This is a genomic window from Liquorilactobacillus uvarum DSM 19971, assembly GCF_001434935.1.
Taxonomy (GTDB): Bacteria; Bacillota; Bacilli; order Lactobacillales; family Lactobacillaceae; genus Liquorilactobacillus; species Liquorilactobacillus uvarum.
Window position 1 is genome coordinate 10,995 of record NZ_AZEG01000013.1, and the last position, 17,283, is coordinate 28,277.

General features: G+C 35.7%; 15 protein-coding genes and 1 other RNA gene. 14 read left to right on the forward strand and 2 right to left on the reverse strand.

Features of this window, described 5'->3' with window-relative positions; genetic code table 11:
• Nucleotides 1–5 precede the first annotated feature (5 nt).
• From FD20_RS07380 to FD20_RS07390, 4 genes are all read left to right on the forward strand, one after another.
• Nucleotides 6–491, forward strand: a complete 486-nt coding sequence (locus tag FD20_RS07380; RefSeq protein ID WP_057737260.1) for a FeoA family protein — start codon at nucleotides 6–8, stop codon at nucleotides 489–491.
• Nucleotides 488–2,620, forward strand: coding sequence for a ferrous iron transport protein B (gene feoB / locus FD20_RS07385; protein ID WP_057737262.1), 2,133 nt, complete (start codon nucleotides 488–490; stop codon nucleotides 2,618–2,620). The genes FD20_RS07380 and feoB overlap by 4 nt, the downstream gene beginning before the upstream one ends.
• The gene (locus tag FD20_RS13320; RefSeq protein ID WP_157060874.1) at nucleotides 2,620–2,790 is read left to right on the forward strand and encodes a FeoB-associated Cys-rich membrane protein; all 171 of its coding nucleotides are present in this window, start codon (nucleotides 2,620–2,622) and stop codon (nucleotides 2,788–2,790) included. The genes feoB and FD20_RS13320 overlap by 1 nt, the downstream gene beginning before the upstream one ends.
• A 179-nt stretch (nucleotides 2,791–2,969) precedes the next feature.
• Entirely contained in the window at nucleotides 2,970–3,833 is an 864-nt protein-coding gene (locus FD20_RS07390) for a class II fructose-bisphosphate aldolase (RefSeq protein ID WP_057737264.1), read from the forward strand.
• A 320-nt stretch (nucleotides 3,834–4,153) separates the two neighbouring features.
• Here FD20_RS07390 and FD20_RS07395 read toward each other — a convergent pair whose 3' ends face one another.
• Nucleotides 4,154–4,675, reverse strand: coding sequence for a DUF1836 domain-containing protein (locus tag FD20_RS07395; RefSeq protein WP_057737266.1), 522 nt, complete (start codon nucleotides 4,673–4,675; stop codon nucleotides 4,154–4,156).
• 205 nt (nucleotides 4,676–4,880) lie between these two features.
• Between FD20_RS07395 and trhA the strand changes: the two genes are divergently transcribed.
• The 7 genes from trhA (at nucleotide 4,881) to ssrA (ending at nucleotide 10,987) form a co-directional block, all read left to right on the forward strand.
• Nucleotides 4,881–5,516, forward strand: a complete 636-nt coding sequence (gene trhA, locus FD20_RS07400) for a PAQR family membrane homeostasis protein TrhA (RefSeq protein ID WP_057737268.1) — start codon at nucleotides 4,881–4,883, stop codon at nucleotides 5,514–5,516.
• Nucleotides 5,517–5,646: 130 nt separating this feature from the next.
• Nucleotides 5,647–6,354: a ribonuclease H family protein gene (locus FD20_RS07405; RefSeq protein WP_057737365.1), complete on the forward strand. Its 708-nt coding sequence runs from the start codon at nucleotides 5,647–5,649 to the stop codon at nucleotides 6,352–6,354.
• A gap of 13 nt (nucleotides 6,355–6,367) precedes the next feature.
• On the forward strand, nucleotides 6,368–7,063 hold the full coding sequence (locus tag FD20_RS07410) for an NAD(P)H-dependent oxidoreductase (RefSeq protein ID WP_057737269.1): 696 nt from the start codon (nucleotides 6,368–6,370) through the stop codon (nucleotides 7,061–7,063).
• Nucleotides 7,053–7,232: a hypothetical protein gene (locus tag FD20_RS07415; RefSeq protein ID WP_157060875.1), complete on the forward strand. Its 180-nt coding sequence runs from the start codon at nucleotides 7,053–7,055 to the stop codon at nucleotides 7,230–7,232. The genes FD20_RS07410 and FD20_RS07415 overlap by 11 nt, the downstream gene beginning before the upstream one ends.
• Nucleotides 7,233–7,478: 246 nt before the next feature.
• On the forward strand, nucleotides 7,479–8,939 hold the full coding sequence (locus FD20_RS07420) for an NCS2 family permease (protein ID WP_057737273.1): 1,461 nt from the start codon (nucleotides 7,479–7,481) through the stop codon (nucleotides 8,937–8,939).
• Between the two features lie 188 nt (nucleotides 8,940–9,127).
• The gene (locus FD20_RS07425; RefSeq protein ID WP_057737274.1) at nucleotides 9,128–10,555 is read left to right on the forward strand and encodes a L,D-transpeptidase; all 1,428 of its coding nucleotides are present in this window, start codon (nucleotides 9,128–9,130) and stop codon (nucleotides 10,553–10,555) included.
• A gap of 64 nt (nucleotides 10,556–10,619) precedes the next feature.
• Nucleotides 10,620–10,987, forward strand: a transfer-messenger RNA (tmRNA) gene (gene ssrA / locus FD20_RS12970).
• Nucleotides 10,988–11,103: 116 nt separating this feature from the next.
• Here ssrA and FD20_RS07430 read toward each other — a convergent pair.
• Nucleotides 11,104–13,266 carry an LTA synthase family protein gene (locus tag FD20_RS07430; protein WP_057737276.1) on the reverse strand — a complete coding sequence of 721 codons (2,163 nt, stop codon included), beginning with the start codon at nucleotides 13,264–13,266 and terminating at the stop codon, nucleotides 11,104–11,106.
• Between the two features lie 227 nt (nucleotides 13,267–13,493).
• Between FD20_RS07430 and FD20_RS07435 the strand changes: the two genes are divergently transcribed.
• The 3 genes from FD20_RS07435 (at nucleotide 13,494) to FD20_RS07445 (ending at nucleotide 17,191) form a co-directional block, all read left to right on the forward strand.
• Complete coding sequence (locus FD20_RS07435) at nucleotides 13,494–14,669, forward strand: RsmD family RNA methyltransferase (protein ID WP_057737278.1); 1,176 nt, start codon at nucleotides 13,494–13,496, stop codon at nucleotides 14,667–14,669.
• Nucleotides 14,670–14,761: 92 nt separating this feature from the next.
• Entirely contained in the window at nucleotides 14,762–15,622 is an 861-nt protein-coding gene (locus FD20_RS07440) for a GRP family sugar transporter (RefSeq protein WP_057737280.1), read from the forward strand.
• A 219-nt stretch (nucleotides 15,623–15,841) separates the two neighbouring features.
• Nucleotides 15,842–17,191 carry a glucose-6-phosphate isomerase gene (locus tag FD20_RS07445; RefSeq protein ID WP_057737282.1) on the forward strand — a complete coding sequence of 450 codons (1,350 nt, stop codon included), beginning with the start codon at nucleotides 15,842–15,844 and terminating at the stop codon, nucleotides 17,189–17,191.
• Nucleotides 17,192–17,283 lie beyond the last annotated feature (92 nt).

Below are 17,283 nucleotides of genomic sequence, written 5' to 3' on the forward strand. Positions count from 1 at the left end.
GTAAAATGGAATCTTTGGCTAAGATAAGTAATAAGGGCCAATATGTTATTGTTGATGTTTTAGGGGAGCATAGATTGGCAAAAAGGTTAGCAGAAATGGGAGTCGCCCCCAATGGTGTTTTGACAGTCATAACCGTTTCAAAAAATGAAAGTGGCATGGTGATTTATCTGCGTGGTCAAAGATTGGCAGTAAGTTATTCAATGGCGCAAAGTATCATGGTAAAAGGGATTAATGAAAAAGATAACGAAAAGTTGGTTTCGCTATCGCGTGTTAAAGTCGGAAATTCTGGAATTGTGAATAAAATTATTGGTAATAAAGCACTGCGAAAAAGATTGATGGATATGGGACTTACAAAAAATACGGTTATTAAAATTCATCAAATTGCTCCTTTAGGAGATCCGATTGAATTGATCGTCCGCAATTACAAATTGAGTATCAGGAGAAATGAGGCTGATTTTGTATTGGTCAGCGAGATGGAGGTAGCAGAATGACAGTAATTGCCCTTGCAGGAAATCCTAATAGCGGTAAAACGACTCTTTACAATCGACTGACTGGGTCAAATCAGTATGTCGGTAATTGGCCAGGTGTGACGGTTGAGCGCAAAGAAGGAAAGTTGAAAAACGATAAATCAGTTACTGTGCAGGATCTTCCTGGAATCTATTCTCTTTCGCCATATACAGCTGAAGAGGTTGTCACGCGAAAATATTTATTGGATGAGACTCCAAGTCTGATAGTTGATACTGTAGATGCAACTAACATTGAAAGAAATCTTTACCTAACACTCCAATTGATGGAAACCGGGGTACCATTGGTATTGGCTTTGAATATGATCGATGTTCTAAAAAAGAATGGTCGTAAAGTAAATGTTAAGAAACTCTCTTATATGTTATCTGTTCCTGTTGTGGGAGTTAGTGCGTTAAAAAAGACCAATGTTGATAAACTAGAAAATGAAATTAAACGGTCATTAAGCAAAGAAGAAAAGTACCCGATTCCTGAGTATGATGAACGTCTTGAATCTGCACTGGAAATGATTTGCAATGATATCCAAGGACTTGTTCCACCGGAGAGTATTCGCTGGTATGCTATTAAGTTTTTTGAGCGTGATGAGCGAGTTTGGAATGAAATAAAGCTTGATGCTACGCGAAAAGAAGATATTGAACGTGTTATTGAGACAGCAGAAAAACTTTTTGAAGACAATAGCGACAGCATCATTGTTAATGCTAGGTATGAGTACATTGCACGAATTATCGAGATGTGTGTTATTGATGAAAAAGATTTTACAATGAGCATGAGTGACCGGGTAGATGAAATTGTAACGAATCGCTGGCTTGCTTTCCCAATTTTTATGGGGGTCATGTGGGCTGTATATTATTTGTCCATTCAAACCATTGGTACCATGGGAAGCGACTGGGTCAACGATATTTTATTTGGAGAATGGATACCAAATTTTGCAGATGGTCTTTTAAAGAGCTGGAATGTTGCTCCTTGGATGAATGGGTTGGTTGTTGAAGGCATTATTGGTGGTATTGGGTCTGTTTTGGGTTTTGTTCCACAGATAATGATGCTTTTTCTTTGTTTAGGTATTTTAGAGGATTGTGGATATATGGCCAGAATAGCCTTTGTAATGGATCGTATTTTCCATCGATTTAATCTTTCGGGCAAATCATTTATTCCAATGCTGATTTCTACTGGTTGTGGTGTTCCAGGAATAATGTCGACAAGGACAATTGAAAATGATAAAGACAGACGGATGACTATTATGTTAACAACATTCATGCCTTGTTCCGCTAAGTTAGTTGTTATTGCAATGATCGCGGGGACGTTTTTTTCAGGTCAAAGTTGGGTTGCTCCGTCAGCATATTTTCTAGGAATGTTAGCAGTTGTTATTTCGGGAATTTTCTTGAAAAAGACAAAACTATTTGCAGGCCCACCACTACCATTTGTGATGGAACTTCCAGCGTATCATCTTCCTAAACCGGGCAATGTTTTACGACAGGTTCAGAGTAGGGCAAAAGGTTTCATTCAAAAAGCAGGTACAATCATATTTGCATCATGTGTATTGATTTGGTTTTTAGTGAACTTTAATTTTAAATTGCAGATGACAAATCAAAATCAAAGTATGTTGCGGTATATGGGCGAATTCCTTGCACCGGTCTTTGCACCCTTAGGCTTTGGCGACTGGCATGCAACAGTAGCAGTTATTGCAGGATTAATAGCTAAAGAAAATTGCGTTGGAACGCTGCGTATAGCTTTTGGGGGTGGGAGTACCGAGGCCTTTACAAATGCTTTACAAAGCACCTATAGTTCAATGGGTGCCTACGCGTTCTTAGCCTTTAATCTGCTATGCGCTCCTTGTTTTGCTGCTATTGGAACAATGCATAAGGAGTATGGTGACATAAAGTGGACTTTGTATGCCTTGGGATATCAGACGGGATTAGCTTACTTGATCTCAATGTTTATTTATCAGGCGTCACAAATCGTACAATTGCATATTACGCTTGAGAGCGTGTTGCTTAGCCTGTTTGTGATTATTCTAATTATTTATGCACTTTTTGTTAAGAAAGATGAGAACGAGAAACTTTATAGTGTCGAAAAAATGGCCGTGGGAGGTAAGGTATAATGGTAGCTACAATTATTTTAGGCATCGTTATTTTTGGAGGCTTTAGCTACGTGGTTTATACAAGATTTATCAAACGTCAAGGCGCAAAGGGTTGTCACAACTGTGATGATGTCGGATGTCCTCTTGTAGATCCAGTTAAGATCAATCAAAAAAGGAATGCGGGCAATTAGAAAGCATATTTTTGAAGAATAAATGATTTGACTAGTGCCTTTAGAGAAAAGGGATCTTCATTACTCTTTGTTGAATTTGTTTTAGTGAAAAAACTTGCAAATATTAATGCGATTTGTTTGTAAACTGTGTTAGAATATAAACGTACTCAAATGAGTAATATATTTTAGGAGGCTGTTTTATGTCAATCGTAAACGGTAACGAAATCTTTGCTGCTGCTCGCAAAGGTCATTATGCAGTTGGGGCATTCAATATTAATAACTTGGAATGGACTCGTTCTATTCTTGCTGCTGCTCAAGAAACAAACACACCAATTTTAGTTCAAACTTCAATGGGTGCTGGTAAGTACATGGGTGGTTATGAATTATGTCTTAACTTGGTTCAACAAACGGTTAAATCAATGGGAATCACAACTCCAGTTATCATGCATCTTGATCATGGTAATTATGAAGCTGCTAAAGAATGTATTGAAGTTGGTTATACTTCTGTTATGTTCGATGGCCATGATTTACCTTTTGAAGAAAACTTAGAAAAAACAAAAGAAATCGTTGCATTAGCTCATGCAAAGAACATTTCAGTTGAAGCTGAAGTTGGTTCTATTGGCGGCGAAGAAGACGGCATCATCGGTGAAGGCGAATTAGCTGACGTTGAAGAAGCTAAGAAGATTGCTGCAACAGGCGTTGATTACTTAGCATGTGGTATTGGTAATATCCATGGTAAATATCCAGCAAACTGGAAGGGACTTCATTTCGATCGTTTGAAGGAACTTGCAGCTGAGATTTCAACACCACTTGTATTACATGGTGGTTCTGGTATTCCTAAGGAACAAATTCAAAAAGCTATTTCATTAGGTGTTTCAAAAGTTAATGTTAATACAGAATGTCAATTAGCATTTGCTGATGCAACTCGTAAATACATCGAAGCTGGTAAAGACCTTGAAGGCAAGGGATACGATCCTCGTAAGTTACTTGCTCCTGGTGCACAAGCTATTACAGATGTTGTTAAGGAACGTATCGAATGGTTCGGTACACCATCAGCTAAATAATAATAGTTTGGTTATATATCTGAGTCTGGAGACTAAAATGTCTTCAGGCTTTTTTGTATTTAAAATGCCTAAGAGTATTTACAACAGAAACACCTAGAAATAGTTCTTTTCTTGATATAATTTTTTCTATATGCGCGAAAAATTATTTTGGGGAGTACACCTAAATAGACTATCTTACGCATTAGTTTAAAAAAAGCTAAGATAGTCTATATTTGAGGTATAAAGTTTAGTGTTGGGGCCTTAAATCTGAACAAGCATAAAGCTCATACCAGTAGTAAAGTTGTCTTAAATTGCTAGAGAAGTTATTAATAGTTTTGGTGCTAATCTTCATTTTTTTGCGCATGTTGTAATTCAATTAATTTTTGACCGATAATCTTATAAACAACGGAATGAATGGAAAACTGCACTGTTAAAAGTATAAGTTCTTCATTGTAGCTGAAGTTGACCGTTGAATTTTCAAGATTGCTTTTTTTTAAAGTTAAATTGAAAAGATTTGCAAAAAAACTGTAGGATTCTTCGACGGAATTGTTTTTTAATGATTGTTTGATTCCATCTCTAATTGTTTCAAGCGGATAAATTGACTTTAATAGGCTTATGACAACTAATTCGGCCAAGTTAGAAGTAGTATATTTTTTTTTAGTGGGCCGCTGCATAAGTCCTTTCTTAACATAACTGTTTATCATGGATGGTGTTATCTCACTTTCGATTAAAGGTGAAAGATAACGATTTCCTAAATTAACTAATTGATCCATATAAAGTTCCAAATCTGGAAATTCAGTCCATAATGGGAGTCGGAATTGACTGAACTTCTCTAACCATATTTTAAAATTATCGTCGTTCATTTCTATGCCCTCGCTCAGATATAATGTTTTTTGTGGATAATAGTCTCTGTTAATTATACCATATCAATCTAGCATAAGAATATTAATCAGTTATTACTTCGTACTTCAAATTATATTATCTAGACTTAAAAACTATATAATGTTGATTAGCAAGCTATATTATACTAAAATAAGGGTGGTAAGTTAAAGAAGGGATTGAATAAAAATGATATTAGATAAAAAAGAGCGTTTAATCAATGAAATATGGAGCGGAATAACACACGGGATAGGTTTGCTTTTGAGCATTGTTGCTCTCGTTTTGCTGATTGTAAAAGCTGCTGGCAGCACGGAATTATTATATCTTGTAGCTTTTGTTATCTATGGAATATCGTTAATGGTTTTATATGCGGCTTCAATGTTTTTTCACTGTTTGTATTTTACACGAGCTCAGAAAGTTTTCAGAGTATTAGACCATTGTAGTATTTTTATGCTGATTGCCGGGACATATACGCCGTACTGCCTGCTTGCGATAGGCGGAGTTAAAGGCATTTTACTTTTGAGTTTAATCTGGTTTTTAACAATAGCTGGGATTTTATATCATATCCTTTCAAAGGGGAGACAGCAAAAAATTGAGACGATCATATATGTGGTGATGGGATGGTTATGTTTACTGGGGATAAAGAATTTGTTTGCAGCTTTGGGTTGGGGGGGATTTATACTTTTACTAATTGGAGGAATAATGTTTACGTTAGGAGCACTGATCTATAGCATAAAGGGAGTCAAATATGCTCATGTTTACTGGCATTTGTTTGTTATTTTAGGCTCAGCAGCAATGTTCTTCTCAATTTATTTTTATATTTAGAGTTGTAAAAATGATGTTCATTGCATTCTAAGTTAATAATAACCGTTTGCTGACCGATAATTGTTAGTCCCAAAATAATTTGTGTATTATAATAGTTGGTAAATAATGATGTTGATTGGAGGAACAGACTATCGCCTATAGATTTTATGCGGTTGCGCGTGGGAGAAACACGGGAATATATACTGAATGGTCCGAATGTTTAAAACAAATTAATGGTTTTAGACAGGCAAGGTACAAGGGTTTTCAGGATAAAAGAGCAGCCAAAGAGTGGATCAAAACAGTTAGTACCACAGAAAAACCGGCAGTAACTGATCATAATCAAGAAAAAAGAAATAGCATGTATGATTCTTTAGAAGCAGAAATTCGTTTGTGGACAGATGGTGGTTCGCGTAATCATGGAAACAAATTAGGACAGCATGTTAAAAAGGACGATAGGGCTGCATGGGCTTTCTTAATCGAGATGAAAGGGAAAAAAATTTCACGATCTGGTGGTGAGTTTGGGGCAACCAATAACAAAATGGAAGTGATGGCTCTTTTGCGTGCATTGACTTACTTAAATGAAAACCATTGCCAGGAAAAATCAATTTTAGCAACGTTAGATTCAAGATATGTTCTAGATGCAATTCAAAAAAAGTGGGTTTTCGGTTGGAAGAAACGTGGGTGGAAAACTTCTGCTGGGACAGAGGTTGCAAATAAGGAACTTTGGATGAAAATGGTGGCTATTCTTCCACAGTTTTCTCGATTGACTTTTCAATGGACAAAAGGTCATCAAAAAAATGAAGGAAATATTTTTGTGGATCAATTATTAAACCAAACGATGGATGAAATGGATGAGTAGGAGATGTTAATTGATGAAAACAATAGTCATTGTTGCACATCCTCAGCTTGAAGATTCAGGTACACAGCGTTTTCTAAAAGAGGCAACGACTTCTCTTAAAAACGTTGAGCGGCATGAATTGAATATAAATAAGAAGGGGCATTTTGATACAGCGGCTGAAAAAGAGTTGTTAAAAAGAAAAGGGAGAATTATTTTTCAATTTCCTCTATATTGGTACAGTGCACCAGCAATTTTGAAGCAATGGATGGATGAGGTTTTCGATATAACAGATGCTGCATGGCTACAAGAAAAAGAGTTAGGGTTGGTTGTTTCATTAGGTCAGCCTTTGAGGGAGTATCGTCTGGGTGGACGTGAAGGTTTATCGCTTTCTAACCTACTGAGTCCCTTCCAAGCGTTTGCCCAACGCTTGAAAATGCAAATGATGCCACTCTTTATTATTGAACAATTTATTTATCAAACTGAGGAAGAGCATCAGGAACTGTTGATTAAATATCAACAGTTCCTTGAACTTCCAATTGATTTTAGTTTCGACCAGTGTCAAAGTTGGTTTGAAGATAAGTTAAAGGAAATAATGGAAAAAAGTAGTATTGAAGACAGAAAAAATTTAAAAATGCTACTCGACAGTTTTGGGGAGCGGCATGAGCAACTAAATGAATTAAAAAGGGAAGTAAGTTTAATAAGACGAGAGGATGGCTACTATGGAGAATAATAATGATTGGCTTGCACAGCGTTTAGAAGAGCTATCGTTTAGTAGTACAGATTACAAAAGACGTGCTTTTTTCAAGAGCATGTATTTGAATGCTCTCCAACAACATAAGCGGATTGAACAGGCTCAAAATGAACTTGATGGCAGATTGTGGAATCCTAGTCGCTGGTAGGATAAGTAAGATTTTAGCGATTTGAAACGAATTTATTCAAAAAAGACATTTTCAAATGAATGAAGTTGTCTTTGAATGAAAATTGTCGTCCTTTTAATTTAAACATTTGTTTTATTTATGCTAAAATAATTCGTTTTTTTATTTGAAAACAAATTAAAAGTTCATCATTTATAAAAGAAACTCATTGAAAGACGAATTATTTTTGCTATAATTAAAATGTTTAAAAAGAAAGGGAGTTTGTTGATTATGAATAAGTTCTTCAAGCTTGAGGAGAACAAGACGAATGTTACTACGGAGATTTTAGCGGGTCTGACAACTTTTTTTGCTATGTCATACATATTATTTGTGGCACCAAATATATTAGGATTGACAGGGATGCCAACGCAAGCAATTTTTCTAGCGACTATTATATCTTCAGCTGTTAGTACACTTATTATGGCTCTTTTTGCTAATGTCCCATATGTTCAAGCACCAGGACTTGGATTAGCGACTTTTTTTACGTATACAGTTGTTTTACAGTTAGGTTTCTCATGGCAGCAGGCATTAGCTCTTGTCTTTTTATGTGGAGTGATTAATGTTATTGTCACTGTAACAAAAATAAGACGTTTGATAATCAAATCAATTCCTGATGTTTTACAACATGCTATTGGTGGTGGAATAGGTATTTTTGTTGCCTATATTGGGGTTAAAAACGCAGGCTTTCTTAAATTTATCACTGATAAAGACGGAATACTTTCTATTAATGGAACGGCGTATAATGCAGGAACGACGCATTTCAAGGGAGGAGTTTCATCGATTGTTTCAAATAGTAGTGTAACTCCTGCGCTAATTAATTTTAATCAGGCTGCTCCTTTGTTAGCTTTGATAGGATTAATCATTATGATCTTTTTGGTAGTTAAAAATTTTCGAGGGGCTATTTTGATTGGTATTGTCCTAACAACTATTATCGGAATTCCGATGGGGGTTACACACACTGAATTGGCAGGCGGAAATTCATTAGGAGAATCTTTCCGGCAGTTAGGGACAACAGTTGGAGCGGCATTTGGGTCTAAAGGAATGGGTTCGCTTTTTGCTGATCCGGGACGAGTTCTATTGGCAATAATGACTATCTTTGCGTTCAGTCTGACTGATATTTTTGATACAATAGGAACATTCATTGGAACAGGGAAGAGGACCGGCATCTTTTCGGCAAAAGATGAAGCTGAATTCTTTAACGGGCATGGTTTCAAGTCTAAAATGGATCGTTCGTTGTTTTCTGACGCTATTGGCTCAGTCATATCTGCGATTTTCGGGACATCTAATGTTACTACCTTTGTTGAAAGTGCTTCAGGAATTGGGGTAGGAGGACGAACTGGACTAACTAGCCTAGTCGCAGCGATTATGTTTTTGCTTAGCAGTTTATTAGCTCCATTTATTGCAATTATTCCAGATGTGGCTACTGCACCTGCTTTAATCGTGGTTGGTATCATGATGATGGCTTCGTTCAAAAATATTGATTGGAATAATTTAGAGGATGCAATTCCGGCTTTTTTTGCTTCAGTTTTCATGGCTATATGCTACAGTATTTCTTACGGAATTGCAGCTGGTTTTATTTTTTACATTGGCGTTAAAGTTGCTAAAAACAAATTTAAAGAAATTCATCCGATGATGATCGTTTGTACATTACTGTTTATTTTGAATTTCATTGTGCTGGCATTAATTGAATAGAGGTAAAATTTAATAATTTTTAGTTCAAGGTCTAATCAATGACCTTGAACTTTTTTGTAATTAGGCTTATTTTAAATGGAGTGAAATATAATTTTGTTTATTAAAATTATTTTAATTTCACGAATATAAGAGGCCTTTTTAGTTTAGAATGATTAACCTTTATTTCGAAGTGTGATATGCTAAGACCTATGTTTAAGGGTTCGATTTTTGATGAGGTGATTAAAATTAAGCGCAAAAAAATATTAATTGCAGTAATAATAGGTATTATAGGTATTTTTGTGGGAAGTAGTTACACGTATTATCGAATGACACATTTTAATAAAAATGTTGAAATAAATGGTATTAATGTTGGAGGCTTGAATAAGAAACAGGCAACGAAAAAGTTAAAGAGTAAAAGTGTCAGTAATGATGTCTATTTAAATAATAAACTTTTTTACAGCGGCAAAAAAACTGTTTCAGGATTTTCGAGTCAAGACCAGCCTAAAATTCAAAAATTATTAAAAAAGCAATGGACTTTTTGGCCCTCCAAGAAAAGTGTCAGCTATAAGGCGATTCCAAGCAAAATGGGAAATTATCGTCAAAGAGAGATTCGAAATGCAGTTGCAGAAAAGCTAAAGAGTGAAAATGAAAAAAGAGAAAAAGCAGTTGATGCAAAGGCTGTTTTAAGAGATGGGAAAGTCGGAGTTGATAAAGCACAAAAGGGAAATCAATACGATATAGCACTGATTTTGAAATCATTTAATAAACAGAAATATGAACAGAATGTTTATTTAAAAAGCAAAATAGCGCAACCTCTGAGTGCAAAAAGCAAAACTGTAAAACATGAGAAAAAGATGCTTGAAAAATTGCTTGCTAAGAAAGTTGAGTATACTGTTCAAAATACCAAATATGATTTTGATGCAAAGCAGGTCTTAAATGAAGCAACTTATGCAAATGGCAACTATCAAATCAGTCAAACTGGTATTAATAAAAAGATTGATGAAATAAATAAAGCTCAAGCTACTTTAGGAAAATCAATCAACTTTAAAACACATGCTGGGAAAAGTGTAACGGTTGCTAGTGGGGGGACTTATGGTTGGGCTATAAAAAATAGTGATGCTATAGCAAGGATTATCAGTGCTTTCAAGAAAAATAGTACGACAACGCAGCTGAATGCTAAGTCTGATATATATGGCACAGGTTATTTAACTTACGGTACAGGATACGACAATACGACTAACGAAGGTATTGGAAATAGCTATGCTGAAGTGTCTATTTCAGATCAGCATTTGTGGATCTACAAAGACGGAAAAGAGGTTGTATCAACGAATGTCGTTACTGGGAAAACCAGCACAAACGAAGATACGCCAAAAGGTCTGTGGTATGTGATGTATAAAGAATCTCCTTCAGTTTTGAAGGGTAGTGAGTCTGGCAGTGAAAATTATTCAGTCAAGGTAAATTATTGGGCTCAATTCACGAATAGTGGCTGTGGATTTCATGATGCAAGTTGGCGTACAAACTGGGCAAGCAATGCTTATTTAAATGACGGTTCAGGCGGGTGCGTAAATACCCCTGTTTCTCAAATGAAGAGTGTCTATGACAACCTGTCACAGGCAGAAGCCGTGGTTGTATATTAGGTTACTAGCTAGTGATGACTAAAAAGCTTTCATGGAAACTTGATTTATGTTAGAATCGTGTCATGGGGATGTTTTGGATTCGACAGGTATAGGTCGAGCTTGAATTGCATCTCGTAGTTGCGCGACGTAAAGACGCTCAGTTAAATATAACTGCAAAAAATAATAACAATTCTTACGCTTTAGCTGCTTAATAACAGCTTAGCGTAGATCCGCCTAACATCGTCCATGTGTTGGTTACGGGTCTTAAATTAAGTGGACTTACGCCAGAGGCTCCCACCTGAAGTTGCTGGAAGAGAATAATCAGGTTAGTTGTCAATGCTGGCCATGCCATTCGGCGTAGTTGACAATGAATTTCAAATAGAATGACTATGGGTGTAGAGGTTTAAGTGCCGATATGCTTGGACGCGGGTTCGAGTCCCGCCATCTCCATTTAAAGCGTAAATAAAAGAACCCCGCAGGATCTTGCGGGGTTCTTTTTTATATAATTTATTATTATTTACTTAGGTTTTCTAATTAAGATAAGTGAGGAGCAACCAAAACGTCAGATTCTAATTTGCATCAGAGGAGACAGAACTACTGCTACTTGCGTTGATCGATGATGACGCACTAGATTGATTTTCTTTATCCGAATCGGTTGTGTTCAGTTCAGGCGCATCAGAGTTATAGTCATCAATGGTTGTTTTATTGCCATTGCGTGACCAAAGACTGGTTGAACTTGTTCCAAGCTGTTTTTGGAGTTGAGTGATTTGACCAAAATCATTTTTATAATTATAATTCTTGGGATTCACAGGTGTAAATCCATTAGGAATATAGAAACGCAATAGATTCTTATTGTTCAATGAATCAGAGAGTGATAACTCAGTATTAACCTTATTGCTTTCAGATTTGATCTTATTTGCCAGTGCAGTTGAAGGATGTGTTATTTGAACACCTGTTTTGTTATCATAGATGTTGCCGTCAACTACGGTGTAATTCGGAGTAACAAAATTTTCATTTCGGAATGCAACCACTTGATCATGCTGTTTTGAAAACAAATCTGTTCCAAATTGAATATAAGAACTTGTATCTACTCCTACCAAGTGAAGTAAGGTGGGGAGCACATCTATTTCTCCACCATATTGTTGCTGAATCCCGCCGTTTTTCTGGCCTGGAATATGAATCATAAAGGGAACGCGCTGAAGCTGGGCATTATCAAAATCAGTCCAGGTAGAAGACGATTTGCCTAATAAAGAAGCCAGCTTTAAATTTCGCGAGTTAGAGATGCCATAATGATCCCCATAAAGAACAATCATGGAGTTATTGTATAAGCCGCTTTTCTTTAAGTAATCAAAAAACTCTTTGATTGATTGATCAAGATAGTGCGCTGTAACAAAGTAATTATCCACGGAACTATCACCAGTATCAGCCGCTTTAAAATCAGTATTCTTTTTGTCTATTGTATAAGGAAAATGATTTGAGACAGTAATGAATTTTGCATAAAATGGCTGCTGTAGTCGTTCTAAATACTTAACTGAGTCATGAAATAATAATTTGTCTTTAAGACCATATTCAGTGAGATTATTTGAATCAGTATTAAAATAACTAGAATCAAAGAAGTATTGGTAGCCTAGATTCTTGTAGACGCTGTTTCGATTCCAGAAAGAGCCTTTGTTGCCATGAAAAACAGCACTTGAATATCCTTCTGTTTGATTTAGAATAGCTGGTGCACCTTGAAAGGTATTGTCTGTTCCTAAAGCTGAGAACAAGGATCCTTGTGGCAATCCGTAAACACTTGTTTCTAACATGTTTTCCGCATCTGATGTTTTGCCCTGGCCTACTTGGTTGAAGAAATTAGCAAAACTGTAAGTCGATTTATCATTGTATAGGCTATTTAAAAAGGGAGTAACTTCTTTGCCGTTAAGCCGATAATTGATCAAAAATTGTTGGAAACTCTCTAAATGGATGACGATAATATTTTTGCCCTTTGCGATTCCATACATTTGCGAATTTGGCTTGGCGTAGTGCTTTTGTGTGAAGTTTAGAACTTTGTTCAAATCTGAGCTGCTTGCTTCACTTCTAACGCGATTGTTTTTCGCAGTTTTGACGCCATCATAGAAAGTAAAAGCGTCAATTCCTAAGTATTTCACTAAGTAATTGCGGTCAAATGTGCGCGAAAGCAATTGTGGTCGATTAATTTCCCCAAGAGTAAGATTGAAAAAAATTAAAAATAGTGCGAAAGATGATACTGCAACAGCTTGTCTCTGCGGCAAGGGTTTTTTATCAAATTTAATGAAACGTGTCGCAAAAGCTAGTACAACAAAGATAATATCAATGAGCATAATAAAATCTTGAGGTTTCAGCAGTGCAAATGAACTTGAACTGAGACCTTCTGAAACAGACGAATAACCAAAGATAACGTTAATTGTCATAAAATCGGTGAATTCGCGATAATAAATAACGTTAAAAAGAAGTAATGCCGAGTTAGCGATGTAGATCATAAATAAAATTAAATATGAAGGCACAGGTCTTTTTATATACAATGAGACACTGAAAAATAATAAAGTTGTGGCGATAGGGTTAAATAACAAAACAGCGTATTGATAGAAACCTTCAACTCCCAGGCGAAAGTCAATGAGGTATACTAAAACTGTTTTTAACCAAAAAAGGAAAACTAATAAAGAAAAAAAGCCCCAACGCGTACTTAGATAATTTCTTGCTTTTGATAGGAACACGGCATGAACCGTCCTTTCCGATTAAATTCAACTAATGGTTCATTCTAAACCATAGTTTAAAATGAAGTCAATTTACCCACAACATATTATAAAAGTTTTACAAAGTAATGTGCTTAGACAACTAATAATATAGTTAAAATGATAGGATTTAGAGATAATTACCGAGCAAGTCTGGTATGATAAAGTGTAGTCCAGAATTTTTTGTATGCGAATAGGAGAACAAAAACGTGAAATCAATTGAAATAACAAATGAAGCAGCTCGCAAGTATAAAGATGGGTATCCGAAATTAGGTATCAAGGATTTTGTTGCACCTTATCAAGGAAACGATGGTGAGATCATCAAATTAGTTGTCAGAAACCAGTTTGTTGCATATGCATATTTAGGTAAACAGCGTAATAGCGATGGTTGGATACTCACGACAGAAGAAAAGTTTATTGATAATAATTTCTTTCGAAAACTATTTACAATGGCACAGATCAAGAGGTCGTCGTTTTACTATTCTGATGAAACAAATGTGTTTCGTTTCTTTAATGGGGTTGGTGATGGTTTAGGCGGATTAACGATTGATTATTATGCCGGTTATTATGTTTTTACTTTTGATAATAAGGGATTATATCAACACCGAAATACACTTTACAGTGCATTTGAAGAAGCAATAAAGGATTCTAAGGGAGTTTATGAAAAACTGCAATTTAATGTTCAAAGGGATGCATTAAAAAATCGGCATGTAAAGGGCGAAACTGCTCCTGAGACAATGGAAGTTATCCAGAATGGTGTCAAGTATCTGGTGTATTTAAATAGTGAAATCAATAATTTTGATCTGGATAAACGTGAATTATTGGCAGATTTAAAAGCAAAATATTCCGCAGAAAAGATTGTCTTTTCTGGTTTTAGCCGTAATGGAGCTGTAGGAGCAAATGCGATGTTAGGTGGTGCCTTTAAGACGACAAATGTTGATCTGACAGCCAAAGCCAGCGATCGATTGAAAAAACAATTTTTAGCAAATAATATTGATCCAGAAAAACAAGAAATTCGAACTATGGATGTTCAGGGATATCTAGATTATGCATTCAACCATCATATCGAATTTGATGTGACTTTTCTAGATCCTCCAGTATTTGTTCGTTCAAAGAAAAGAACATTTAATTTGAGTAAAGATTATCCTGATTTAATACAAGCGGCGCTCAAAGCAACTAAAGATGGTGGATTAATGATTTTGACAGCCAATTCTGCGAGTTTGTCTTTGAAGAAATTGAAAGAACAACTTAGTGAAGTGTTTGCAGAAAACAACAGCAAATTTGAATTTGTCCAGACTTATCATTCACCTCAAGATTTTGCAACATTAAAGCAATATCGCCAGAGTGACTCTTTCAAGGCGTTAGTTTTGAGAGTCCAACGTTAAATTTGCCCTATAAAGACTTGTTTATATCTGTGATGAACTGATATAATGTCTAAATTACAGAGAGAGAAAATGAGAAATGAGGTTATTATAGTATGTTAATCGCACTTATTCCCGCTATTGCATGGGGAAGTATTGGGTTGGTTAGCGGTAAATTGGGCGGTAACGCGAATCAGCAAACTTTAGGGATGACTTTAGGAGCTTTGTTTTTCAGTATACTAACAACGCTTCTTTTTTGGAATCACATACAAGATTATATGTCTATAGAGGTAGGTCTTGTCGGGGTTGTTTCAGGTTTATTTTGGAGTTTAGGTCAAAATCAGCAATTTCATTCAATGAAAGCAATTGGAATATCGAAAACAGTGCCATTATCAACAGGATTACAGTTACTGTTTAACGCTTTGGCTGGAATTATCCTTTTTCATGAATGGCAGACAGAGCATCAAATTTTACTTGGAACGACAGCATTGATTATTTTAATTGCTGGAGCTACCTTAACTTCATTACGAGATAACAAAGTAAGTATTACTAAAAAGCATGCTGAAAATATTGGTGCTGGAATCAGGGCCCTAACGTTGTCTACGATTGGATATGTTGGGTATACTGTGATTGTAAATTTGGCTGGAGTCGATGCTAAAGCAATGGTCTTGCCACAAGCGATTGGAATGGTAATCGGTGCAAGCTTTTTTGCTCGTGGAAAGAATGCCTTTCAAAGAGAGACTTTTAAAAATGTTATTACGGGTCTAGTTTGGGGTACAGGTAACATATTCATGTTTTTAGCTATTCCTGCAGTTGGCTTAGCAATTAGCTATTCTTTTTCCCAAATGGGAATTATTATATCAACGTTTGGAAGCATATTACTGCTAGGGGAAAAAAAGACGAAAAAAGAGTTTATATATATCACCATTGGTTCTGTAATGATCATAGTAGGTGGTATTTTGTTATCAAGACTTTGATTTCGAATTATAGCCTAGTAGGATATTTCAGTGAAATTTTGGAATACAGCTAAGAATACGCTTAACTAAGTTTTTATAGACCATTTTTCAAGTTATTATACTGTTTTAGTAAGTGATTTTAAGTATAAATCATAATTTATCGTCAAAATATACTTACAAGACAGTTAAATTATTGTATAATGATAGCGGTTAGATAAAACTCTAAAAGGGGAGATACTAATGGCACATATAACATTTGATAGTTCAAATTTAAAGAAGTTTGTTCAAGATAACGAGTTGGGTGAAATGCAAGCGCTTGTCACAGCTGCTGACAATGAGGTACGTGAAGGAACAGGTGCTGGTAAAGATTTTCGTGGCTTTTTGAATTTGCCGGTCGATTATGATAAAGAAGAGTTTGCACGTATTAAAAAGGCTGCAAAAAAAATTCAATCTGATTCAGATGTTTTAGTAGTGATTGGAATTGGAGGATCATATTTAGGTGCGCGAGCAGCTATTGAATTTTTACATCATGGATTTTTCAATTTATTACCTGCCGAAAAAAGAAATGCACCGCAAGTGTTTTTTGCTGGAAACTCGATTAGCTCATCGTATGTACATGATTTAATTGATTTAATTGGTGATCGCGATTTTTCAGTTAACGTTATTTCTAAATCCGGGACAACAACTGAACCCTCTATTGCGTTCCGTGTCTTTAAGCAGAAATTAATTGAGAAGTATGGTAAACAGGGTGCCAAGGAACGTATCTATGCCACAACAGATCGTGCCAAGGGAGCTTTGAAGAAAGAGTCAAACGCAGAAGGGTATGAGACTTTTGTAATTCCAGATGATGTAGGTGGAAGGTTCTCCGTCTTATCACCTGTTGGTTTGTTGCCTATAGCGGCTTCAGGAGCAGACATTGATGCATTGATGCAGGGTGCCGCTGATGCACGCTCTGAGTACAACAAAGCTGATCTAGATAAGAATGAGGCCTACCAATATGCAGCTTTGAGAAATATTTTATATCGTAAGGGATATACAACAGAAATTCTTGAAAATTATGAACCATCACTGCAATACTTCTCTGAATGGTGGAAACAATTAATGGGTGAGTCTGAAGGGAAAGATCAAAAGGGAATTTATCCTTCATCAGCTAATTTTTCGACTGATTTGCATTCTTTAGGACAATATATCCAAGAAGGTCGTCGCAATCTTATGGAAACGGTAATTAAAGTTGGCAAACCCAACCATGATGTTGAAATTCCAAAAGAAAAAGAAAATCTTGATGGATTAGGTTATTTGGAAGGCAAATCAATGGATTTTGTAAACACTAAAGCTTTCCAAGGAGTAGTTTTAGCGCATACTGACGGTAATGTACCTAACATGATTGTTAATATTCCTGACCAGACTGCTTATACTTTAGGTTATACAATTTATTTCTTTGAAATTGCGGTTGCTATTTCTGGTTATTTAAATGGTATTAACCCATTCAACCAGCCAGGTGTAGAAGCATACAAGCATAACATGTTTGCTCTTTTGAATCGACCAGGTTTTGAAGAATTAAGCAAGAAATTAAACGACAGATTAAATTAATCGTCTTTTCGTTTTTGGTAGACAGTGTTTGCCGAAAATATTAACTGGATACTAATTAATAGATTAGATAAATCTAGTTTGTTTCTTGAGAA